This is a genomic window from Janthinobacterium psychrotolerans (genome assembly GCF_001677885.1).
In the GTDB taxonomy this organism is placed as follows: Bacteria; Pseudomonadota; Gammaproteobacteria; order Burkholderiales; family Burkholderiaceae_D; genus Janthinobacterium; species Janthinobacterium psychrotolerans.
The window spans coordinates 208,982-230,412 of sequence record NZ_LOCQ01000060.1 but is presented as its reverse complement, the minus strand read 5'-3'; the positions used below and the strand labels follow the sequence as shown (position 1 = coordinate 230,412).

The window sequence follows — 21,431 nt, the reverse complement described above, 5'->3', positions numbered from 1 at the left end:
GCCGCTGCCGCGCCAAAAAAACAACGCGGCCTGTATGAGTATGATGAACACCGCCGGGTGCGGCAAAACGCGGGAGGCCAGCCCGGATGTGAAATAGTCAGCTTGCCGCTGCCGGGCCATTGAGCACGGCAGCGAGTTTTTGCATGGTGGCCCAGTTGCGCGAGGTGACGCCATCGCCGAGCAGCACGCCCAGCGCGGCCACTACCTTGCTGGCCAGCACGCCATCGGGACACCAGGCATAGGCGGCCCAATCGCCCACCGCCAGTGCTTCCGGCTGCCAGGACTGGCCCAGCAGCGGCGCCAGGCGCGCGCCATCGGCCGGCTTGTTGAGCACCAGCGCCAGCAGGCGCGCCGGGTCATCGGCCGGCGCCAGCGCGTTTTGCGCCATCAGTTCGCCAAACTGGCCGGCCGACAACACGGTCACGCGCGCGGCCACGCCCAGTTTCAGCACCAGCGCTTCCTCGATGCGCGTGGCCGAGGTGGCCGGTGGCACGCCGCCGGCGGCAAACACCGCATTACCGCTGTTGAGCACGGTACGTACCTCGCCATAGCCGAGGTCGCCTAGCAGTTTGCGCAAGTCGGCCATGGCCACACGCTTGGCGCGGCCCACATTAATACCGCGCAGCAATGCTACCTGCCGCTCACTGTGTTCGATCGCCATGTCCGTCTCCTTTGCTGTGCGCCAACGGCGTCACGCGGGGCAGGCGCAACAAAAAGGTGGCGCCCTGGCCCAGCGTGCTGCTGACCGTGATGGTGCCGCCAAATTGCTTCGCAATCAAGTTGAACACGATATTCAGACCGAGGCCGGTGCCACCCTGGCCGCGCCGCGTGGTGACAAACGGATCGAACACACGGTCAAGCATGTCGGGCGCGATGCCGCGGCCATTGTCGCGCACCTGCATGATGATCCACTCCGCCTTGGCGTTCGCCTTGGCGTTCGCCTCGCAGCGTACGCCGATATGGATGGTGCCGGCGGTATCGGCATCGAACGCGTGTTCGACGCAATTGAGCACCAGGTTGGTCAGCACCTGCGCCAGCGCGCCCGGATAGCTGTCGAATTCGATGCCGGCCGGGCAATCGATCACGACTTCGCTGCGCGTCTTTTTCAGGGTCGGCTGCAGGCTGTCCATCACTTCGGCGATGTAGGAGCGCAGTTCGAACGCGCGCCGCGCCTCGCTGACCTGGTCGACGGCGATCTGCTTGAAGCTGTGGATCAACTGCGCGGCGCGGTAGGCGTTGTTCATGATCAGGCGGGAACTTTCGTTGGCCGTTTCCAGGTAGCGCACGATATCGGTCTTCCTGATATTGCCGGCAGCCACCGCGGTGCTGATGTCGTCGGTGGCCTCCTTCAGCACCGAGGCGCTGGTCAGGGCGATGCCGACCGGGGTATTGATTTCATGGGCCACGCCGGCCACCAGGCTGCCCAGCGAAGCGAGCCGTTCGGACTGCAACAAGGACTCCTGGGTACGGCGCAAATCCATCATGGCCTGCGCCGTTTCCTGCTGCGAGCGGCGCGCCGCGTCTTCCGCATGGCGGATGCGTTCGATAATCGATTTCAACTTGCGCTGCACCGCATTGAAGCCGCGGATCACGTCGCCCAGCTCGTCGCGCCGGCTTTCCGGCAATTCCTCGACCTCGTCGCTGCCGCGCGTGGCCAGGTCGAACAGGCCGTCGCGCAACTGGCGCAGCGGCCCGAAGATGATGCGCAAGCTCAGGCCCAGCGCCGCCACCAGGATCACGTCGAGCAGCAGCACTTCGATCACCTTGCGCCGTACTTCGCTGCGCAGCGCCGCATCGATCTGCGCGCGGCTGAAATTGACCACCACCTTGCCGACGATCACCGGCGTGCCACCGCTGGCGGCGGCCACCGCGTCGCGAAACACCAGCGGCGCCTCGATCGCGGTGCCCTGCAGGGCGGCATCGTTGTTCAACGGCGCCAGCACGCCGTTGGCGTCGCGCATTTCACCGGCGAACAGGCCCACCGAAGCGTCATAGACGCGGATGCCGACCAGTTCCGGCGGCAGCATTTCGGCCGAGACAATGCTGTCGACCTTGGATTTGTCGAGGTCCCACAGCGCCGATGGCAAACTGGTCTGCAAGCGCGTGAGCACGCCGGTGCGCAGGCGCGTGCTGCCCGATTCGAGTTCCTTGCTGAGGGTATATTGGGTATAACTGCCGGAAATGCCGAGCACCAGGGTCACGATCACGATGAAAAGCAAGGTCAGCCGGACTTGGATACGTACCATCAAACAACACTCCCAGGGCCTGGTCCTGGCGTCCGCGACGCGGGCGCACACCGTGGAATGTACGGTATGACCTGCTGATTGGCAAGAATAAGCAGGATTGTCAGCAAGTGTGTCGTCCGCGCCATATTGACGCAGATCAGCGCGGACCCGATTGGCTTCATTGCGCCACGGCAATGGTAATATCGTGCATCACAGGAGGAGTCGTCATGGCTGTCACCCATCAACATTTACCCGTGGACCAGGTGCGTCCGGGCATGATCCTGTCCGACGTGCTGCTTGACGCGCACGGACAAGTCCTGCTGCCGCAAGGCGCGGTACTGACGGAAAACATGCTGTCGCTGATGCCGCGCCACAATATCGACATGCTGCCGATCGCCGCCGCGGCGATATCGCCGCAAGAGCAGGCGCTGCAGCAAGATGCCCACCGCGCGCGCCTGGCTCATCTGTTTCGCAAGTACGACCCCGATAATCCCGACGACGCGGCCACCAGCATGCTGCACAGCTATGTCAACAGCTACCGCCTGGGCCGGGGAGAACCGGCATGAGCGGCGTCACTGCGCCGCTGACGGCCGACGATATCGTGGCCCGCCTCGACGACCTGCCTTCGCTGCCGGTGGTGGTGATGGAACTGCTCAACAGCATGGACCAGGAAGACGTCGATATCTCGGTGCTGGCGAAAAAAGTGTCGTATGACCAGGCACTGACGGCCAAGACCTTGCGCCTGGCCAACTCGTCGCAATACGGCTTGCAGGTGAAAGCCACCACCATCCAGCAGGCGATTACCTATCTGGGCTTCCAGACCACGCGCAGCCTGATCATGTCGGCCGCCATTACCGGCTGCTTTCCGGAAGGACGCTGCGCCGGTTTTGACGACAAGCAGTTCTGGCGCCACTCGGTGGCCACCGCCGCCTGCGCCAAGGTGCTGGCGCGGCAGATCCGCTTCAACCAGGATTATGCGTTTACGGCCGGGCTGCTGCACAATATCGGCCAACTGGTGCTGGTGTCGAGCTTCCCGGAACACTATGCGCAGGTGATCGCCTACCAGGCAGCGCACGATTGCACCATGCTCGAGGCCGAACAGTTGGTGCTGGGCGTGGACCATGTGCAGGCCAGCGTGGCGCTGGCCCAGCGCTGGAATTTTTCCGACACCATGCGGCTGGCGATCGGCAACTATCTGACACCGGAAGCACCGGGCGCCGGTTTCCTGGCCGCATTGATTCATGTGGCCAACGCCATCGTCTGCGCGCTCGACCTGGCACAGGCCGGCGACGACATGGTACCGCACGTATCGCTGGTGGCGTGGAACGCGCTGGCCCTGTCGGAGGAAACGTATTTGCAGCTGTTCCGCGAAACGGAACTGCGCTACGAGGAAATCACCACCGCCCTGCTGAACCAGGCGAGCTGATCAATCATAAGCGGAAACGCGAACGACTCCCGCCGCAAGGCGAAAGCCGTTATTCGTACTGCAGGGATCGGGGTTGCCCGCTTGCCGACCGACCGGCACCGCTTGCAAACAGGCAAGCGGCCGGGTCAGCGTTCGGGCGCCGCATCAGTGATGCGCGTAGTTCGATTCCTTTGCATCACCGCGGTCTTCCGGTTTCGGACGGCCCTGGGCGTCGGACAGGCGGTACTTGGTGCGGCGGTCGCCCATCAGGTCGCGCAGGTCGCGGATGCTCATGCCGGTCACCTCGTGCATGCGGATCAGCAGCGAGGCGCCGACCGGCAAGCGGTGGTGACGGATCTTGCTGATGACCGGTGGCGCGACTTCCAGCAGACGCGACAAGGCTGCATCGTTTTTCAGCTGCATCTTACTCAGCAAAATGTCGAGCAGGTGGTTGGGGTTGTAGCTTTCTTGAGATGCCAGTGCATGATGTGCCATGATTTTTCCTCGTCTGGTGAATGTTGAAAATAATGCCGATCTGAACTTAAGGCTGGCTTAGAGCGTTCAACAGAACGCGGCCCCAGCCTTTCCCTCCCCCTCAATCCACTACACTCGACAATCCGAATGAATTGCATATAAGGCAATATACTAGTTCAAACAGCCAGCACTCGCGCGCAACGCAACCTTAGCGATTGTTAAATATCAATCAAGCTGCTGGTTGCCTTTGCAACGATGCCATTTCAACACATTAGGATGCGCAGGGGTCGCACACTAGGCTTTGCAGCAACTTGTTACAAATCAATGATGACGCATGGCAATAGTTGCCTTGCACCCGATGCCGCTGCTGTGGCCTGCGGGCCGGCGCGCGATGGCCCGGCGCGGCAATTTACGTTAAACTACCGCCTGACCGCGGCTTGCCTGCCGCCGCATGGCCCGGCAACAGCCGCACCGGCGCCCTTGCCCGCTCGGCGCAATCCACCCCCGCACCCATTACCGCTAAAGCGCCTGACTCCATGCAGAAAAAAGTATTCATTAAAACCTTCGGCTGCCAGATGAACGAGTACGACTCGGACAAGATGGCCGACGTGCTGGGCGCCTCCGATGGCCTGGTGCGTACCGACACGCCCGAAGACGCCGACGTGATCCTGCTCAATACCTGCTCGGTGCGCGAAAAGGCGCAGGAAAAAGTGTTTTCCGACCTGGGCCGGCTGCGCGAGCTGAAACTGGCGAACCCGAACCTGCTGATCGGCGTGGGCGGCTGCGTGGCCTCGCAGGAAGGCGACGCCATCGTCAAGCGCGCGCCGTACGTCGACATGGTGTTCGGCCCGCAGACCCTGCACCGCCTGCCGCAGATGATGGAACTGCGCCGTACCAGTGGCACGGCGCAGGTCGACATCAGTTTTCCGGAAATCGAAAAGTTCGACCATATGCCGCCGGCCAAGGTCGATGGCGCCTCGGCCTTCGTCTCCATCATGGAAGGCTGCAGCAAATACTGCAGTTACTGCGTGGTGCCGTACACGCGCGGCGAGGAAGTGTCGCGCCGCTTCGAAGACGTGCTGACGGAAGTGGCGGGCCTGGCCGCGCAGGGCGTCAAGGAAATCACCCTGCTGGGCCAGAACGTCAACGCCTACCGCGGCGTGATGGAAGGCGGCGAGATCGCCGACTTCGCCCTGCTGCTCGAATACGTGGCCGATATTCCCGGCATCGCGCGCATGCGCTTCGTCACCAGCCACCCGAAGGAATTCACACAGCGCCTGATCGAGGCCTACGCAAAAATCCCGCAGCTGGTCGACCATCTGTACCTGCCGGCGCAGCACGGCTCCGATAAAATCCTCGGCGCCATGAAGCGCGGCTACACGGGCCTCGAATACAAGTCCATCATCCGCCGCATCCGCGCCGTGCGCCCGAACATGGCGATTTCCTCGGACTTCATCGTCGGTTTCCCCGGCGAGACGCAAGCCGACTTCGACGCCATGATGAAGCTGATTCTTGATGTCGGTTTCGACAACAGCTACAGCTTCATCTTCAGCAAGCGCCCCGGCACGCCGGCCGCCAGCCTCGAAGACGACACGCCGCATGAAGTCAAGCTGGCGCGATTGCAGCAGCTGCAGGCGGCCATCGACGCCAATACGCGCAAATACAGCCTGGCCATGGTCGGCACGGTGCAGACCATCCTGGTCGAGGGCCGTTCGAAGAAGGACACCATTGACCGCGAACTGCAAGGCCGCACCGAGAACAACCGCGTGGTCAATTTCGACGCCGGCCCCGATGGGCTGCACCTGATCGGCCAGCTGGTCGAGGTGCGCATCACCGAGAGCCATTCCTACACCCTGCGCGGCGAACTCGTCGCCGGCGCACAAGCCTTGAAAAGAGCCAGTTGAAAACCAAAGCCCCGATCCAGCCGCACTATTTCATCCCCGAGCCGCTCGACAACACGCGCCTGGCGCATCTGTGCGGGCCGCTCGATGAAAACCTGCGCCAGATTTCCGCCGCCCTCGATGTGACGATCTTCCGCCGTGGCGAAAAATTCATCGTCGGCGGCAGCAACGCCGGGCGCGCCGTCGAAATCCTCGAGCAGTTCTACGCCATCGCCAACAAGGTCGTGCCGCTGGAAGAAGTGCAGCTGGCACTGGTCGAGCAGCGCGCCGGCCTGTCGGCCGCCTCCGAACATCATGCGCACCAGGCAGACGCGCCCGCGTCGACCTTTGTCGAGCCGGACATCGCCAGCCCGGTGCTGAAAACCCGTCGTTCCGACCTGCGCGGACGCACGCCGCACCAGATCGCCTACCTGCGCAGCATCCTCGAACACGACATCAGCTTTGGCGTCGGCCCGGCCGGCACCGGCAAGACCTATCTCGCCGTGGCCTGCGCGGTCGATGCGCTCGAACGCGACGCCGTCAAGCGCATCATCCTCACGCGCCCGGCCGTCGAAGCGGGCGAGCGCCTGGGCTTTTTGCCGGGCGACCTGGCGCAAAAGGTCGACCCTTATCTGCGCCCGCTGTACGACGCGCTGTACGACTTACTGGGCTTTGACCGCACCCAGAAGCTGTTCGAAAAACAGGTGATCGAGATCGCGCCGCTGGCCTATATGCGCGGACGCACCCTGAACCACGCCTTCGTGATCCTCGACGAAGCGCAGAACACCACCGTCGAACAGATGAAGATGTTCCTGACCCGCATCGGCTTTGGCAGCAAGGCCGTGGTGACGGGCGACGTGACCCAGGTCGATCTGCAAAAGAGCCAGAAGAGTGGCCTGATCGACGCCGTGCAAGTGCTGAAAGACGTGCGCGGCATCGGCTTCACGCAATTTAACAGCACCGACGTGGTGCGCCACCCACTGGTCGCGCGCATCGTCGACGCCTATGAAACGGCGCAGGCGGCCGGTTCCGACGCGCCCGTGCTCCCCTTGTTGAAACCAGCTAGCGCCAAAAATGTCCGAAAAAAATAAACTGTCGCTGTCCGTGCAATACCCGGACGCCCGCCTGGCCGCCGTGATCACGCGCCCGAAAATCCGGCGCTGGGTGCAGGCGGCCCTGCTGGCGCCGGCCGAACTGACGATCCGCTTTGTCGATGCGGAAGAAGGCCGGATTCTCAATCGCGACTACCGCGAAAAAGACTACGCCACCAATGTGCTGACCTTTGCCTACAACGAAGGCGAAGAACTCGGTGACGACGAGCCGACCCGCGCCGACATCATCCTGTGCACCGACGTGCTGGAAAAAGAAGCGCAAGAGCAGCACAAAAGCGTGGAAGAGCACACCGCCCATCTGATCGTCCATGGCGTGCTGCACGCCCAGGGCTACGACCATATGGACGACGAGGAGGCGAGCGAGATGGAGGGTCTGGAAACCGAGATCCTGGCCGGGCTCGGCATCAGCGACCCATACAAGGAGCAGGCGCATGGCCACCTGGGCGCTTGACGCCTTCGGCAACGACTACGCCATGGACTGGGCGCAGGACCTGCACGAATACAAAACGCTGGAACTGGTCGAGACCACGCTCGACAACGTGATCGACAGCACCGAAGCCGAACTGCAAGCGCCGTTCGCCGCAGAGGCGCTGGCCGCGCTGGACGTGATCGCGCGCCTGCAAGGCCGGCCGGGCGCGCCCGACGCCGCCACCGCCGAAGTCGACGAGTGGGTCGCGGCCTGCAGGAAGAAGGTCACGCCACAGATTCTCGACAAGGCGCGCCTGGCCTTCGAGCGTATTTTGTCGGACGCGTCCGAGCTGCGCCAGCTGTGGCAGGAAAGCGAACACGGCGACGAATGGCAGGCGGAGGTGGCGGCCTTGCGCCTGCGCGTGCTCGGCGCCCAAAGTACGCCGGCGGCCTGAAACGTCGGCAATAAGCGTAGTAAATTCACATCAAAAGCGGGGAATTCCGGTAACGGGCCGCTTTTGGTGTATCCTATATCCCTTCGCAACAACGGCTCACGCCTCCTATGCCCGAGCATCCTAGTGGCGTCAGAACTGACGTCAAGCCCCACCGGTCACTGTTTGAACGCCTGACCGCACTCATTTCCCCCGAGCCAGAGAACCGAGCAGAATTGCTTGAGGTTCTACACGATGCGCACGAACGCAAGCTGATCGACGCCGACGCCCTGTCGATGATCGAAGGCGTGTTCCAGGTATCGGATCTCTGCGCGCGCGACATCATGATTCCCCGTTCGCAAATGGATGTCATCGACATCAGCAAGCCGATCGAGGAATGGATGCCGGAAGTCCTGTCGACCGCCCACTCGCGCTTCCCCGCGATCGAAGGCGAACGCGACAAGGTCATCGGCATCCTGCTGGCGAAAGACCTGCTGCGCTACTACGCGGAAGAGTCCTTCGACGTGCGCGAGATGCTGCGCCCCGCCATTTTCATCCCCGAATCGAAACGCCTGAATGTGCTGCTGCGCGACTTCCGCGCCAACCACAATCACATGGCCATCGTCGTCGATGAATACAGCGGCGTGGCCGGCCTGATCACCATCGAAGACGTGCTCGAACAGATCGTCGGCGATATCGAGGACGAATACGACTTCGACGAAGCCGAAGACAATATCCTGTCGCTCAAGGAAGGCCAGTTCGGCCCGCGCTGGCGCGTCAAGGCCCTGACCGAGATCGCCCAGTTCAACCAGGAACTCGGCTGCCGCTTGTCGGACGACGACGTCGACACCATCGGCGGCATGGTTTCCAAGCACCTGGGCCGCATGGCGCACAAGGGCGATATCTTCGACCTGGGCGATTTGCGCTTTGAAGTGCTGCGCGCCGACGCGCGCCAGGTGCATGTGCTGCTCGTCGAGCGCCTGCCCGCCGTGCCGGAACTGGAACTCTGACATGCGCGTGCTGTAAATGCGTTTCAGACGCGTTGATCCCAACGCCCCTCCCAAGCCGCCGCGCAGCACGCTCTCGCGCATGCTGATCGCCGCTGTCGCCGGCGCGGTGGCGGTGCTGGCGTTTGCCCCGTTCGGCTACTGGCCGCTGCAGATCATCAGCCTGGCCGTGCTGTTCTACCAGGTGCTGCGCGCCGCCGACATCAAGAGCAGCGCGCGCATCGGCTGGGCCTACAGCTTTGGCTGGTGCGGCGCCGGCACCCACTGGCTGTATATCTCGATGCACCGCTATGGCGACATGGCAGCGCCCATCGCCGCCATCGCCGTGGCGCTGCTGGCGCTGCTGATGGGCATCTACGTGGCGCTGGCCATGGGCGCGGCCGCCTGGCTGCGCAAACGCTGGGTCTTGTCGCTGCCGGCCATGACGCTCCTGGTTTTACCTGCGATGTGGAGCCTGTTCGAATGGACGCGCGGCTGGCTGTTTACGGGCTTCCCGTGGCTGGCCACCGGCTACGCCCACAATACCAGCCCGCTGGGCGGCTTTGCGCCGATTATCGGTTCGTACGGCCTGGGCTGGCTGGCGGCGCTGTCGGCCGGCGCCCTGCTGCTGCTGACGCATCCGCTGCCGCGCACGCGCTGGGCCGCCCTGGGCGGCGTGCTGGCCCTGTACGGCGCCGGTATCGGCCTGCGCCACGTCGACTGGACGCATGCGGTAGGCCGCCCGATCACGGTGCGCCTGTTGCAGGGCAATGTGCCACAGCAGCAGAAATTCGACCCGGCTTTCGTGCTGGGCGCCCTGCGCATGTACCAGCAGGCCATCACCAGCGCGCCGGCCGACCTGATCGCCACGCCGGAGACGGCCGTCACGGTGCTGCCGCAGCAGCTGCCGGAGGGTTACCTCGAAGGCCTGGGCGCTTTTGCGCAGCAGAGCGGCAGCACGCTGCTGGTCGGCATGCCGGTACTCGACGAAGAACGCCGCTTTTATAACGCCGCCGTCGGCATCACGCCGAACGCCACCCCGGGGCCCTATTACCAGTACCGCAAGCACCACCTGGTGCCATTCGGCGAATTCGTGCCGCCCGGCCTGCACTGGTTTGTCGCCATGATGGCCATTCCACTGGGCGACATGGGCCGCGGCGCGCGCGTGCAGCCGCCCTTGCAGGTACGCGACCAGCTGGTGCTGCCGAACATCTGCTATGAAGACCTGTTTGGCGAGGAAATCGCCGGCCAGCTGGCCAATGCCCACCACCATGGCAAGCAGTCGGCGTCGGTGCTGCTCAATATCTCGAACCTGGCCTGGTTCGGCGACTCGATCGCCATTCCGCAGCATTTGCAGATCTCGCAGATGCGCAGCCTGGAGACGGGCCGGCCGATGCTGCGCGCGACCAATACCGGCGCCACCGCCGTCATCGACGGCAAGGGCCTGGTGGTCAATCTGCTGCCACCGGCGCGGCAAGGCGCGCTGGCGGCCACGGTGCAAGGCATGGGCGGCATGACGCCGTATATCTTGTACGGCAACAAGCTGATGCTGGGCCTGAACGCGCTGGCCTTGCTGGCCGCCTTCCTGCTGGGCCGCCGCGCCCGCAAGGCGCAAGCGACGGCGAATTGACACAAGAGTCACAGTAGCGTCATAAAACCCGCTAAAATTAGCAAAACCCCGGTCCGCACGCCCGCCTGCCTTGCAGCGCGAGCGTGCCGGCTTCAAGCAAACCTTAACAAAGCGCAGCCTGTCGCGCGGCGAACTCATACGATGCTCACATTTCAACAAATTATCCTGACCTTGCAAACCTATTGGGACAAGCAAGGTTGCGCCCTGCTCCAGCCCTACGACATGGAAGTCGGCGCCGGCACCTTCCATACCGGCACCTTCCTGCGCGCGATCGGTCCGGAGCCATGGCGCGCCGCGTATGTGCAGCCGTCGCGCCGCCCGAAAGATGGCCGCTATGGCGAAAATCCGAACCGCATGCAGCACTACTACCAGTACCAGGTGGTATTGAAGCCGGCGCCGGAAAACATCCTTGATCTGTATCTGGGTTCGCTGGCCGCGCTGGGCCTGGACTTGAAACAGAACGACGTGCGCTTTGTCGAAGACGACTGGGAAAGCCCGACCCTGGGCGCCTGGGGCCTGGGCTGGGAAGTCTGGCTGAACGGCATGGAAGTGACGCAGTTCACCTACTTCCAGCAAGTCGGCGGCCTCGATTGCAAGCCGGTGCTCGGTGAAATCACCTACGGCATCGAACGCCTGGCCATGTATCTGCAGGGCGTGGAAAACGTGTATGACCTGGTCTGGACCGAGTGGGAAGAAGGTGGCGTGACCAAGAAGCTGACCTATGGCGACGTGTTCCACCAGAACGAAGTGGAACAATCGACCTACAACTTCGAGCACGCCAACACCGAACTGCTGTTCGAACAGTTCGGCAACTACGAAGCGGAAGCCAAGCGCCTGATCGAGCTGCAACTGACCTTGCCGGCCTACGAAAAAATCATGAAGGCCTCGCACAGCTTCAATATGCTGGACGCGCGCGGCGCCATTTCGGTGACCGAACGCGCCGCCTATATCGGCCGCGTGCGCACCCTGTCGCGCCTGGTTGCCCAGGCCTATTACGACTCGCGCGAGCGCCTCGGTTTCCCGATGCTGCCAGCACAAGAACAAGCCGCCCCGGCTGCCTAACGACCGCCGTACCAGACAAGAACACCATGAACCAAACACTGCTTATTGAACTGCTGACCGAAGAACTGCCGCCGAAAGCGCTGGCCAAGCTGGGCGCCGCCTTTGCCGCCGGCATCGTCAACGGCCTCAAATCGCGCGACTTACTGGAAAGCGACAGCGTCGCCACCAGCTACGCCTCGCCGCGCCGCCTGGCCGTCTCCATCACCAATGTGCGCGAAGTCTCGCCCGACAAGTCGATCCGCGAAAAAGTGCTGCCGGTCTCGGTGGCGCTGGACGCGAACGGCAACGGCACCGCGCCGCTGGCCAAGAAACTGGCCGCGCTGGGCTTTCCCGACCTCACGGTGGCGGACCTGGAACGCGCCGTGGACGGCAAGGCCGAGAGCTTTTTCTATACGCATACGGCGCCGGGCAGCCTGCTGGCCACCGGCGCGCAAGCGGCCTTGACGGAGTCGTGCGCCAAGCTGCCGATTCCAAAACTGATGAGCTACCAGCGTCCGGACGGCAGTACCGTGCAATTCGTGCGCCCGGCCCACAGCCTGATCGCCCTGCACGGCATCAATGTACTGCCCTTGACCCTGCTGGGCCTGACGGCCGGCCGCGAGACGCTGGGCCACCGCTTCCTGACCAACGGCGAGCCGATCACCATCAAGCACGCGGAAAACTATGCGCCGTCGCTGATCCTCGACGCCAGCGTGATCGCCAGCGTGGAAGAGCGCAAGGCCACCATCCGCGCCCAGCTGCTGGAAAAAGCCGGCGCCGACCAGGTGCTGATGCCCGAGTCGCTGCTCGATGAAGTGACCGCCCTGGTCGAATGGCCGGTGGTCTACGAATGCCACTTCGAGGAGGAATTCCTGGCCGTGCCGCAGGAGTGTTTGATCCTCACCATGCAGACCAACCAGAAGTACTTCGCGCTGACAGATAGCGAAGGCAAATTGCGCTCGCGTTTCCTGATCGTCTCGAACATCGCCACCGACACGCCCGAACACATTATCGGCGGCAACGAGCGCGTGGTGCGTCCGCGCCTGTCCGACGCCAAGTTCTTCTTCGAACAGGACAAGAAAAAAACCCTGGCATCGCGTTTGCCGCTGCTGGCCAATGTGGTCTACCACAACAAGCTGGGCACGCAGGCTGCCCGTACAGAACGCGTCACCGCGATCGCCGGCGCGATTGCCGCCAAACTGGGCGGCGACGTGGCGCTGGCACAGCGTGGCGCCATGCTGGCCAAGGCCGACCTGCTGACCGACATGGTCGGCGAATTCCCCGAGCTGCAAGGCATCATGGGCACCTATTACGCGCGCCATGACGGCGAGCCGGAAGAAGTGGCGCTGGCCGCCTCGGAACACTACCAGCCGCGCTTTGCCGGCGACGCGCTGCCGTCGACCGCTACCGGCACGGCAGTGGCGCTGGCCGACAAGCTCGAAACGCTGGTCGGCATCTGGTCGATTGGTCTTGCGCCGACAGGCGACAAGGATCCGTTCGCGCTGCGCCGCCATGCTTTGGGCGTGCTGCGCATGCTGCTGGAAAAACGCCTCCCGCTGTCGATCCAGGGCCTGCTGGGCGACGCCGCCGCGCAATTTGCGGCGATTCCCGGCTTCAAGGACCCGGTGGCGGACGTCACCACCTTCATGCTCGAGCGCCTGCGCGGCATCCTGCGCGAGCGCGGTTTTTCGCCGAACGAGATCGAAGCGGTGGTGGCGCAGAATCCGGACCGCCTCGACGATATCGTGCAGCGCCTCGAAGCGGTGCAGGCGTTTGCCGCGCTGCCGGAAAGCGCCTCGCTGGCCGCGGCCAACAAGCGCATCACGAATATTCTGAAAAAGAACGAGGAAGCCGTGAGCCAGGTCGCCGCCGGCGGCGTCAATGTGGCGCTGCTGCAGGACGAGGCCGAGAAAACGCTGGCCGCCGCCGTTTCGCGCGTGCAGCCGGAAGTCGACGCCGCCTTTGCCAGGGGCGACTTCACCGGTACCTTGCAAACGCTGGCGCAGCTGCGCGACGATGTCGACCGCTTCTTCAACGACGTGATGGTGATGGCCGAGGATGTCGCCCTGCGCAACAACCGCCTGGCCCTGCTGTCGTCGCTGCACGGCATGATGAACCGCGTGGCCGACATTTCCAAGCTGGCGGCATAATGGGTGCGCCGGCGATGAAACTGATCATCCTCGACCGTGATGGCGTCATCAATCATGACTCGCCGGACTTCATCAAGTCGCCGGCCGAATGGCTGCCGATCCCCGGCTCGCTCGAAGCGATCGCCCGCCTGAACCAGGCCGGCTACCGCGTGGTGATCGCCTCGAACCAGTCGGGCATCGCGCGCGAATACTTCGACATGCCGGTGCTCAACGCAATCCACCAGAAGATGCACACCCTGGCGCAGCAGGTGGGCGCCGATATCGACGCCATCTTCTTCTGCCCGCATGCTGGCGCCGACAATTGCGACTGCCGCAAGCCCAAGCCGGGCATGTTCCATGAAATCTCGCAGCGCTACAACACCAGCCTGAAAGGCGTGCCAACGGTCGGCGATTCGCTGCGCGACCTGCAGGCCGGCTTCATCAGCGGCTGCACGCCCTACCTGGTCCTGACCGGCAAGGGCGCAGGCACCAATCAAACGGGCGGCCTGCCACCAGGCACCCAGGTCTTCGCCGACCTGGCCGCCGTGGTCAGTCACCTGCTCAAGGCGCCGGCAGCCGCCGCACCATCGCCCACCGTGGCATTCAGTATTTAATCCGGAGAACCGCTTGCGTACCATTTCCCTGTTCCTCAGGTCCCTGCTGTTCATGATCATCATGATCGTGGCCACCATCGTCTGGGCCTGCGTGTGCTTTTTCGCCGCGCCTTTAAGCTATAACAACCGTTACTGGGTCACCTCGCGCTGGAACGTGTTCATCATCTGGTGCGCCAAGGTCATTTGCGGCATCCGCTACGAAGTCAAGGGCGCCGAGAACTTCCCCGACGCGCCGGCCATCGTGCTGTCGAAACACCAGTCGGCCTGGGAAACCATTTTCCTGCTGCCCAGCCTGCCACGCCCGCTGGTCTATGTGTTCAAGAAGGAGATCCTGTACATTCCCTTCTTCGGCTGGGCCATGGCGCTGCTGCGCATGATCCCGATCGACCGCAAGCAGGGCAAGCACGCCTTCAAAAGCGTGGTCGCGCACGGAAAACGCCGCCTCGCCGATGGCCAATGGATTATCATGTTCCCCGAAGGCACCCGCATCCCGGTCGGCCAGACGGGCAAGTACAAAAGCGGCGGCACGCGCCTGGCCATTGCCACCGGCGCGCTGGTAGTGCCGATCGCCCACAACTCGGGCGAGTGCTGGCCCAAGCAGTCATTTCTCAAGCGCCCGGGAGTGATCACGGTCTCGATAGGCAAACCGATTTCGCCGGAAGGGCAAACCCCGGACAGCATGATGCAACAGGTGGAAAATTGGATAGAATCAGAAATGCGCGTCATTTCGCCTCACGCCTACAACGCTGGCTAGACGGCATCAGCGCGGTCATCCAGGAGCCGACACTGCGTGAGCAGATGAAGACCATCAGGGTCGGCGACCAGCAACTGGATCTGTTCGCGCATGACGTCTCGACCAGCACGCCCCCGGTGGCGCGCCCTGCCGCGCCGCCGGTGCTGCCCGTGGCGCCACCGATCGTGGCCCAGCTGCCTCCGATTGCCGTCCCAGCCCCGCCTCCCCTTCCCTCTCCACCGCGCACCGCCGACGGCCCGCCGCTGCGCCAGCTGCAGCTTGGGCCCCATCTGCTCGAATTCGCCCTGCGCCGCTCGACGCGCCGCTCGATCGGCTTTATGATCGACGACAATGGCCTGCGCGTGACCGCGCCCAAGCGCGTCACGCTGGCCGAAATCGACAATGCGATCCGCGCCAAGCAGGGCTGGATCATCTCGAAATTGCAGGAACGGGGCGAGCGCAAGGTACAGCGCCAGCAGCGGGCGCCGGTGGTCTGGATCGACGGCGCCACGCTGCCCTACCTGGGCGGCGAGATCACCTTGCGGCTGCACCAGGCGGCCCGCCACCGCGCCAGCTTCCAGCGCGACACCGGTGAACTGCATGTGTGGGTCACGCCTGCCGGCACCGAACAGCAGTTGAAAGAGAAAGTGAAAGCCTGGTTCCAGCACGAGGCGCGCCAACTGTTCGAGGAGCGGCTGGATCTGTATGCGGCGAAACTGGGCGTGCGCTACGATTCGCTGTCACTGTCCTCGGCCGGCACGCGCTGGGGCAGCTGCACGGTGCAGCGAAAAATCCGCCTGAACTGGCGCCTGATCCACTTCGCCCTGCCGCTGGTCGACTACGTGGTGGCGCACGAGCTGTCGCACCTGCTGGAGATGAACCACAGCCCGCGCTTCTGGGCCACCGTGGAATCGATCTACCCCGATTACGATGGCGCCAAGCAGGCCTTGCGCAAACGCTCGCAGGAGCTGCCGGTTTTATTCGGGTAGGTCGGTAGGTCGGGTTAGCGCGCAAGCGCATAACCCGACAACACCACGGCCAGAGTCAACACTGTTGTCGGATTACGCTACGCTAATCCGACCTACGCTACATTGGCAGCAAAGGCCTGATCGCCGCAATCGTGCGCGGCGTGGCGCCACGGTGCTGCGCCGCAAACGCCAGCGCCTTCGCCCCCATGTCTTCCAGGCGTGCCGCATCCTGCAGCAGCGATGAAGCCTGCGCCATCAGCGCATCGGCGTCAAGCACCAGCGCGGCGCCGCCGGCCTCGATCGCTTGTTCGGTCACCAGCGCAAAATTGAAGGTATGCGGCCCGATCAGCACCGGCTTGCCCAGCGCTGCCGGCTCGATCAGGTTTTGACCGCCCAGCGGCAGCAGGCTGCCGCCGACAAAGGCACAGTCGCAGGCCGCGTAATAGGCAAACATCTCGCCCATCGAGTCGCCCAGCAGCACCTGCGTGGTCGCGGCAACCACAGCATCGCCAGCCAGGCCGGACCTGCGCTGCACGGCCAGGGCGCGCGACGCCACCAGCGCTTCCACCTCGTCGAAGCGCTGCGGATGGCGCGGCACCAGCAGCAGCAAGGTGGCTGGCGGCAGGCTGGCACGCACAAACGCGTCGAGTATCAGTTCCTCTTCACCCTCGCGCGTGCTGGCGCACAGCAGCACCGGGCGCTGGCCGATGGCGCCGCGCAGCCAGGCACCGGTGGCCAGCGCCGCTGCCGGCACCACCACGTCAAACTTGATGCTGCCGGTAACCACTACCTCGCCCACGCCGAGCTGGCGTACGCGCGCGGCGTCGTCCGGCGTCTGCGCGGCCACCAGGGTGATGGCGCGCGCGGCTTCAAGAATCAGCTTGCCCAGGCGCTGCGCCTTGTTCAGGGAGCGCTGCGACAGGCGTGCATTGGCCAGCACCACCGGCACCCGGTGGCGCTGGCACTGGTGGATCAGGTTCGGCCACACCTCGGTCTCCATCAAAATGCAGATGCGCGGCGCAAAGTGGCGGATAAACCGGGCCGGCATGGCGCCCGTGTCGTAGGGCAGGTAGCTTTGCACCAGGCGCGCGCCATGTTTGGCGAACAGCGCCTTGCCGGTGGCGCGCCCGGTCGGGGTCATGTGGGTCAGCACGATGCGGCAGCCTGGCCACTGGGCCAGCAGCGCGTCGACCAGTGGTTCGGCCGCGCGCGTTTCGCCGACGGAAACGGCGTGCAGCCAGATGGTCATGGGGCTGGACGGCGCCTTGCTGCCGTAAACGCCCAGGCGCTCGCCCCAGTGCTGGCGGTAGCCAGGCTCCTGCCGTCCGCGCAGCCACAGGCGCGCCAGTACCAAAGGCAGGGCCAGCCACCAGGCCAGGGTATACAGTCGTCGCATGGTGGCCTTTACGGTACGCCGGCCAGCAGCAGCCTGGCCGCCGCCAGCACTTCCGGCACGCCAGGCGGCTGTCCCTGGTCGCCCAGGTTGATGATGTTGTTCGACCAGTTGCCTTCGGTTTTCCACAGCGGAGAATCGGCGTAGATTTCCACCGTCGGACGCACGAAGGCGGCGGCGATATGGGTCAGGCCGGTGTCGACGCCAACCACCAGCGCCGCATGGCGCGCCAGCAAGGTGGCATCCGCCATCGACAGTTTCGGCAATACGCGCGCGTTCGGCAGGCCGGCGGCCAGCGCTTCGGCTTCCAGTTTTTCCTTGGGCGAGCCCCACGGCAGCAGGATGGCCATCGGCGCCAGCGCCTGGCCCAGGGCGATCCAGTTTGCCGGCGCCCATTTCTTGGCGTCGCGCGCGGTGCCGTGGAAATACACGGTGTATGGCGCCTCGCCCATCCACTCGGGACGTGCGTCAGCGGCGGACAATGCGGGCAGGCCGAAATCGGCCGGCGTGTCGACCGCATAGCCGAGCGCCGCGGCCGCGACCAGGCGCCCGCGCGCCACCGCGTGGGTGCGCGGATCGAGGGGAATGCTTTTGGTATGGAACAGGCGCGAAATGCCTTCGTAGCCGGAGCCTTCGCTGCCATTGGCAAGACCCACCTTCTGGCCGCCAGGCGCCAGGCGCGCCGCGCCCATGATAATGCCGGTCTTCAGCAGTCCCTGGGTGTCGAACACATAATCGTAGCGGGTCTGGCGCAGAGTGCGCAAGAAGGCGGCGATTTCGGCGCGCGTCTCCTGCTTGCCCAGGCTCTTGCGCCAGCGCCGCAGCGCGAACGGAAAGATGGTGCCGACGCGCCGGTTCAGGCGCACCAGGCTGGTATAGCCCTCTTCCACCACCCAGTCGATGGTGGCGTCGGGATAATGGCGGGCGATGTCCGCCACCATCGGCAGATTATGCAGCACGTCGCCCAGCGAGGAGACGCGCACCAGCAGGATTTTCAACGGCGCCCGCGCGCCAGCATGGCCGGCCACGCGTCAGAACGGCAGGACGGCGTCAGGCTTGGCAGCCAGGATCACGCGCCGGAACTGGCCCTGAATGCGCGCCAGCGCCGCCGGCGTTTCGGCCTCGAAGCGCATCACGATCACCGGCGTGGTGTTCGACGAACGCGCCAGGCCGAAGCCATCCGCATATTCGACGCGCAGGCCGTCGATGGTGATGATCTGTTCATGGCCAGGGAAAACGGCGTCGCGGCGCAGCATGTCCATCAGCGCGACGTTCTCGCCCTCCTTCAGTTCCAGGTGCAGCTCGGGCGTGCTGTCCGATTGCGGCAGGGCGTTCAGCAAGCTTGACGGATCGCTTGCGCGCGTGAGGATTTCCAGCAGGCGCGCGCCCGCATACAGGCCGTCGTCGAAACCGTACCAGCGGTCCTTGAAGAAGATATGGCCGCTCATTTCGCCACCCAGCGGGGCGCCCGTTTCACGCAGCTTGGCCTTGACCAGCGAGTGGCCGGTCTTGCACATCAGCGGCACGCCGCCGTGCATGGTGATATACGGCGCCAGGTGGCGCGTGCATTTCACGTCGTACAGGATCTGCTCGCCCGGATGGCGCGCCAGCACGTCGGCGGCAAACAGCATCATCTGGCGGTCCGGGTAGATGATCTGGCCGTCCTTGGTGACCACGCCCAGGCGGTCGCCGTCGCCGTCGAAGGCGATGCCGATTTCGGCGTCGGTCCCGGCCAGGCAGCGGATCAGGTCCTGCAGGTTTTCAGGGTGGGCCGGGTCCGGGTGGTGGTTCGGGAAATTGCCATCGACTTCGCAGAACAGCTCGATCACTTCGCAGCCCATGCCGCGGAACAGGTCACCGGCGAATGCGCCAGCGACGCCATTGCCGCAGTCGACGGCGACCCTGATCGGGCGCGCCAGTTTCACGTCCCCCAGGATGCGCTCGATATAGGCCGCGCCGATGTCATGCGTGGCATAGCCGCCAGCGGCGGGATGGTCGCTGCCGTCATGCTCGACGATGCGCTGGTACAGCGACAGGATCGCCTCGCCGTGGATCGCTTCGCCGGCCAGCACCATCTTGAAACCGTTGTAGTCGGGGGGATTGTGGCTGCCGGTAACCATGATGCCCGACTTCGTGTCGAGCACATTGGTGCCGAAATAGACCATCGGCGTGGCCACCACGCCCAGGTCGATCACGTCGACGCCGGCCGCTTGCAGGCCCTGCGCCAGCGCTGCTGCCAGCACGGGACCGGACAGGCGGCCATCGCGGCCGATCACCACGCTTTTTTCACCCCTGGCCAGGGCGGCCTGGCCAAATGCCTGTCCGATTTTTCGCGCTATGCTGGCATCGAGGGTTTTGTCGATGATGCCGCGGATATCATAAGCCTTGAAAATCGTTTTTGACAGTGGGAGCATGGTCTGGTCTGGGCGTAAAAATGAAGAGGGCGGGAAATCGGCGCATCGATCCTGCGAGTGCGCCGAAGTATACCCAATTATACGCGCAGCAGATCGATGGACTTGCCCGACTCGACCCAGTGCCTGACCCACAGCGGCTGGCGGCCGCGGCCGGTCCATTGTTCGCTGGCGTTATCGGGATTGCGGAATTGGACCGCCACCTTGCCCGCGCGCGGCTGCAGGCCGTCGAGGATCAGCTGTTTCAGGGGAATGCCGGCCTGCTGGGCGATCGCCATGATCTGTTCACGCGCCTTGTTCAAATCATCATGTTCACGATGGCTCACTTCCTGCTGAACCTTGTCCGCCAGATTGCACAATTCGGCCGTGGTCAATGTCGATAAATTCATGTTTCACTTTCTGGAAAATTAATATTTACAACAAAACCCATGGAATATACACCGATTCCCCGGAGTATATTATTTCTTCTTGTGTACAATCATCCAGCGCGGTGATTTGAAGCGAATAATGCGCAAATATAACCAGATATAAGCGGCAATAAATATCAGGGAACAGCAAATCAGCAGCCAGGTCTGGCGCCAGAACAGCGAGGCCGGAATTACTGCCATCAGAGAAAATAGCCAGAGATAAGGCGAAGTCAGGGAATTGCGGCGCATCAGCGCGCGCGCTTCCTTGCGGCCCACCGTCCATTGCACGATGCGGCGAAAAATCAGGCTATGCAAATGTATGCCATCGGGCATGACTGGTGATTTTCCTTGAATAAAGGCGCGCCGGTAGGCCGAAAACAGGGTTTCAAACGCCGGATAAATCAGCAACAGGACGGCATACCAGGTAGAGACTTCCGGATTGCGCATCACCAGCAGCAAGGTCAGCTCGCCCAGCATGAAGCCGATGAAATAGGCGCCGCCATCACCGAGAAAAATCAGGCCGACCGGATAATTCCAGATCAGGAAACCGGTGATGGCGCCCGCCACCAGCAGCGCGGCGACCAGGATGAACGAATCATTGACCTGCAAGGCCACATAGGCCAGCGACAACAGCATGCAGATCGACACCACGCTGGCCAGGCCATTGAAGCCATCGATGATATTGATGGCATTGGCGATACCGGCCACGGCCAGCACCGTGAGCGGCAAACTGATCCAGATAAAGGGAATCGCCCAGCTGGAGAACAGCCAGTCGATGCGGCCAATACGCGCATCGATCAGGAAATACGCCAGCAAGGCGCCCGCCATCGTCAGCAGCAAGCGCCCGATCGGACTGACCTTGCCCGTAAAATCCTCGATAATGCCCCCGGCAAATGCAATAGCCGAGCACAGCAGCAATGAAATCATCCAGTAAGCCATTGCCGGCAGACGCCAGATGGACACCACGGCACCGAGCACGACCGCCAGAAAAATCGACAAGCCGCCGATACGCGCCACCAAATGTGAATGCACTTTTTGCACGCCGTGAAAATCCGAATCGAGCGCCGATTGATGCAAATGCACCTGCTTGATAATCAACAGTGTCAACAAGGCGGATACAACAAAACTCACGATGAAAGAAAACATTTTTTATCAATAAAAGATCGGGTTTGCCAGCTATCGCA

General features: G+C 63.5%; 21 protein-coding genes. 13 read left to right on the top strand and 8 right to left on the bottom strand.

The features are described from left to right. Positions 1-97: 97 nt before the first annotated feature. Positions 98-661 (bottom strand): DUF1697 domain-containing protein, encoded by a 564-nt coding sequence (locus ASR47_RS21195; RefSeq protein WP_065309776.1) that lies wholly within the window; start codon positions 659-661, stop codon positions 98-100. Next, positions 642-2,246, bottom strand: coding sequence for a sensor histidine kinase (locus ASR47_RS21190; protein ID WP_065309775.1), 1,605 nt, complete (start codon positions 2,244-2,246; stop codon positions 642-644). Before ASR47_RS21190 ends, ASR47_RS21195 begins: the two co-directional genes overlap by 20 nt. A gap of 206 nt (positions 2,247-2,452) precedes the next feature. Between ASR47_RS21190 and ASR47_RS21185 the strand changes: the two genes are divergently transcribed. Both ASR47_RS21185 and ASR47_RS21180 read left to right on the top strand, forming a co-directional pair. Further along, a complete protein-coding gene (locus ASR47_RS21185) occupies positions 2,453-2,791 on the top strand; it encodes a hypothetical protein (RefSeq protein WP_065309774.1) in 339 nt (112 codons plus the stop codon). Beyond that, entirely contained in the window at positions 2,788-3,651 is an 864-nt protein-coding gene (locus ASR47_RS21180; protein ID WP_065309773.1) for an HDOD domain-containing protein, read from the top strand. The genes ASR47_RS21185 and ASR47_RS21180 overlap by 4 nt, the downstream gene beginning before the upstream one ends. 144 nt (positions 3,652-3,795) lie before the next feature. Here ASR47_RS21180 and ASR47_RS21175 read toward each other — a convergent pair whose 3' ends face one another. Further along, the gene (locus ASR47_RS21175) at positions 3,796-4,125 is read right to left on the bottom strand and encodes a hypothetical protein (protein ID WP_065309772.1); all 330 of its coding nucleotides are present in this window, start codon (positions 4,123-4,125) and stop codon (positions 3,796-3,798) included. Between the two features lie 515 nt (positions 4,126-4,640). Between ASR47_RS21175 and miaB the strand changes: the two genes are divergently transcribed. The 11 genes from miaB (at position 4,641) to ASR47_RS21120 (ending at position 16,057) form a co-directional block, all read left to right on the top strand. Continuing rightward, positions 4,641-6,008 carry a tRNA (N6-isopentenyl adenosine(37)-C2)-methylthiotransferase MiaB gene (gene miaB, locus ASR47_RS21170; RefSeq protein WP_065309771.1) on the top strand — a complete coding sequence of 456 codons (1,368 nt, stop codon included), beginning with the start codon at positions 4,641-4,643 and terminating at the stop codon, positions 6,006-6,008. Beyond that, complete coding sequence (locus ASR47_RS21165) at positions 6,005-7,075, top strand: PhoH family protein (RefSeq protein ID WP_065309770.1); 1,071 nt, start codon at positions 6,005-6,007, stop codon at positions 7,073-7,075. The genes miaB and ASR47_RS21165 overlap by 4 nt, the downstream gene beginning before the upstream one ends. Continuing rightward, positions 7,059-7,547, top strand: coding sequence for an rRNA maturation RNase YbeY (gene ybeY / locus ASR47_RS21160; protein WP_065309769.1), 489 nt, complete (start codon positions 7,059-7,061; stop codon positions 7,545-7,547). Before ASR47_RS21165 ends, ybeY begins: the two co-directional genes overlap by 17 nt. Then, entirely contained in the window at positions 7,528-7,959 is a 432-nt protein-coding gene (locus ASR47_RS21155; RefSeq protein ID WP_065309768.1) for a DUF4259 domain-containing protein, read from the top strand. Before ybeY ends, ASR47_RS21155 begins: the two co-directional genes overlap by 20 nt. 107 nt (positions 7,960-8,066) lie before the next feature. Further along, positions 8,067-8,945 (top strand): CorC family transporter, encoded by an 879-nt coding sequence (locus tag ASR47_RS21150; RefSeq protein WP_065309767.1) that lies wholly within the window; start codon positions 8,067-8,069, stop codon positions 8,943-8,945. A 16-nt stretch (positions 8,946-8,961) separates the two neighbouring features. Then, positions 8,962-10,551, top strand: coding sequence for an apolipoprotein N-acyltransferase (lnt, locus tag ASR47_RS21145; protein WP_065309766.1), 1,590 nt, complete (start codon positions 8,962-8,964; stop codon positions 10,549-10,551). A gap of 141 nt (positions 10,552-10,692) precedes the next feature. Then, the gene (gene glyQ / locus ASR47_RS21140; protein WP_065309765.1) at positions 10,693-11,613 is read left to right on the top strand and encodes a glycine--tRNA ligase subunit alpha; all 921 of its coding nucleotides are present in this window, start codon (positions 10,693-10,695) and stop codon (positions 11,611-11,613) included. A gap of 26 nt (positions 11,614-11,639) precedes the next feature. After that, positions 11,640-13,742 carry a glycine--tRNA ligase subunit beta gene (glyS, locus tag ASR47_RS21135; RefSeq protein ID WP_065309764.1) on the top strand — a complete coding sequence of 701 codons (2,103 nt, stop codon included), beginning with the start codon at positions 11,640-11,642 and terminating at the stop codon, positions 13,740-13,742. Between the two features lie 14 nt (positions 13,743-13,756). Beyond that, complete coding sequence (gene gmhB / locus ASR47_RS21130; protein ID WP_065309960.1) at positions 13,757-14,335, top strand: D-glycero-beta-D-manno-heptose 1,7-bisphosphate 7-phosphatase; 579 nt, start codon at positions 13,757-13,759, stop codon at positions 14,333-14,335. A gap of 13 nt (positions 14,336-14,348) precedes the next feature. Next, a complete protein-coding gene (locus ASR47_RS21125; protein WP_245714437.1) occupies positions 14,349-15,089 on the top strand; it encodes a lysophospholipid acyltransferase family protein in 741 nt (246 codons plus the stop codon). A 44-nt stretch (positions 15,090-15,133) separates the two neighbouring features. After that, the gene (locus ASR47_RS21120; protein WP_065309763.1) at positions 15,134-16,057 is read left to right on the top strand and encodes a M48 family metallopeptidase; all 924 of its coding nucleotides are present in this window, start codon (positions 15,134-15,136) and stop codon (positions 16,055-16,057) included. Positions 16,058-16,154: 97 nt separating this feature from the next. Here the strand turns inward: ASR47_RS21120 and waaA are convergent, their stop codons facing one another. The 5 genes from waaA to ASR47_RS21095 form a co-directional block, all read right to left on the bottom strand. Continuing rightward, entirely contained in the window at positions 16,155-17,432 is a 1,278-nt protein-coding gene (gene waaA / locus ASR47_RS21115; RefSeq protein WP_065309762.1) for a lipid IV(A) 3-deoxy-D-manno-octulosonic acid transferase, read from the bottom strand. Positions 17,433-17,440: 8 nt separating this feature from the next. Beyond that, positions 17,441-18,427: a lipopolysaccharide heptosyltransferase I gene (waaC, locus tag ASR47_RS21110; RefSeq protein WP_065309958.1), complete on the bottom strand. Its 987-nt coding sequence runs from the start codon at positions 18,425-18,427 to the stop codon at positions 17,441-17,443. 33 nt (positions 18,428-18,460) lie between these two features. Further along, positions 18,461-19,843 (bottom strand): phosphomannomutase/phosphoglucomutase, encoded by a 1,383-nt coding sequence (locus ASR47_RS21105; protein WP_065309761.1) that lies wholly within the window; start codon positions 19,841-19,843, stop codon positions 18,461-18,463. A gap of 77 nt (positions 19,844-19,920) precedes the next feature. Next, complete coding sequence (locus ASR47_RS21100) at positions 19,921-20,229, bottom strand: H-NS histone family protein (RefSeq protein WP_065309760.1); 309 nt, start codon at positions 20,227-20,229, stop codon at positions 19,921-19,923. Between the two features lie 69 nt (positions 20,230-20,298). Beyond that, positions 20,299-21,393 carry an MraY family glycosyltransferase gene (locus ASR47_RS21095; RefSeq protein WP_065309759.1) on the bottom strand — a complete coding sequence of 365 codons (1,095 nt, stop codon included), beginning with the start codon at positions 21,391-21,393 and terminating at the stop codon, positions 20,299-20,301. Between the last annotated feature and the right edge of the window lie 38 nt (positions 21,394-21,431).

What these genes read in the sequence shown, in the direction of transcription:
- ASR47_RS21175 (WP_065309772.1), bottom strand. Translation starts at nt 4,125, where the DNA reads ATGGCACATCATGCACTGGCATCTCAAGAAAGCTACAACCCCAACCAC.
- ASR47_RS21190 (WP_065309775.1), bottom strand. Translation starts at nt 2,246, where the DNA reads ATGGTACGTATCCAAGTCCGGCTGACCTTGCTTTTCATCGTGATCGTG.
- ASR47_RS21105 (WP_065309761.1), bottom strand. Translation starts at nt 19,843, where the DNA reads ATGCTCCCACTGTCAAAAACGATTTTCAAGGCTTATGATATCCGCGGC.
- ASR47_RS21150 (WP_065309767.1), top strand. Translation starts at nt 8,067, where the DNA reads ATGCCCGAGCATCCTAGTGGCGTCAGAACTGACGTCAAGCCCCACCGG.
- lnt (WP_065309766.1), top strand. Translation starts at nt 8,962, where the DNA reads ATGCGTTTCAGACGCGTTGATCCCAACGCCCCTCCCAAGCCGCCGCGC.
- glyS (WP_065309764.1), top strand. Translation starts at nt 11,640, where the DNA reads ATGAACCAAACACTGCTTATTGAACTGCTGACCGAAGAACTGCCGCCG.
- ASR47_RS21095 (WP_065309759.1), bottom strand. Translation starts at nt 21,393, where the DNA reads ATGTTTTCTTTCATCGTGAGTTTTGTTGTATCCGCCTTGTTGACACTG.
- ASR47_RS21180 (WP_065309773.1), top strand. Translation starts at nt 2,788, where the DNA reads ATGAGCGGCGTCACTGCGCCGCTGACGGCCGACGATATCGTGGCCCGC.
- ASR47_RS21155 (WP_065309768.1), top strand. Translation starts at nt 7,528, where the DNA reads ATGGCCACCTGGGCGCTTGACGCCTTCGGCAACGACTACGCCATGGAC.
- ASR47_RS21195 (WP_065309776.1), bottom strand. Translation starts at nt 661, where the DNA reads ATGGCGATCGAACACAGTGAGCGGCAGGTAGCATTGCTGCGCGGTATT.
- ASR47_RS21100 (WP_065309760.1), bottom strand. Translation starts at nt 20,229, where the DNA reads ATGAATTTATCGACATTGACCACGGCCGAATTGTGCAATCTGGCGGAC.
- ASR47_RS21120 (WP_065309763.1), top strand. Translation starts at nt 15,134, where the DNA reads ATGAAGACCATCAGGGTCGGCGACCAGCAACTGGATCTGTTCGCGCAT.
- waaA (WP_065309762.1), bottom strand. Translation starts at nt 17,432, where the DNA reads ATGCGACGACTGTATACCCTGGCCTGGTGGCTGGCCCTGCCTTTGGTA.
- ybeY (WP_065309769.1), top strand. Translation starts at nt 7,059, where the DNA reads ATGTCCGAAAAAAATAAACTGTCGCTGTCCGTGCAATACCCGGACGCC.
- miaB (WP_065309771.1), top strand. Translation starts at nt 4,641, where the DNA reads ATGCAGAAAAAAGTATTCATTAAAACCTTCGGCTGCCAGATGAACGAG.
- glyQ (WP_065309765.1), top strand. Translation starts at nt 10,693, where the DNA reads ATGCTCACATTTCAACAAATTATCCTGACCTTGCAAACCTATTGGGAC.
- ASR47_RS21185 (WP_065309774.1), top strand. Translation starts at nt 2,453, where the DNA reads ATGGCTGTCACCCATCAACATTTACCCGTGGACCAGGTGCGTCCGGGC.
- gmhB (WP_065309960.1), top strand. Translation starts at nt 13,757, where the DNA reads ATGAAACTGATCATCCTCGACCGTGATGGCGTCATCAATCATGACTCG.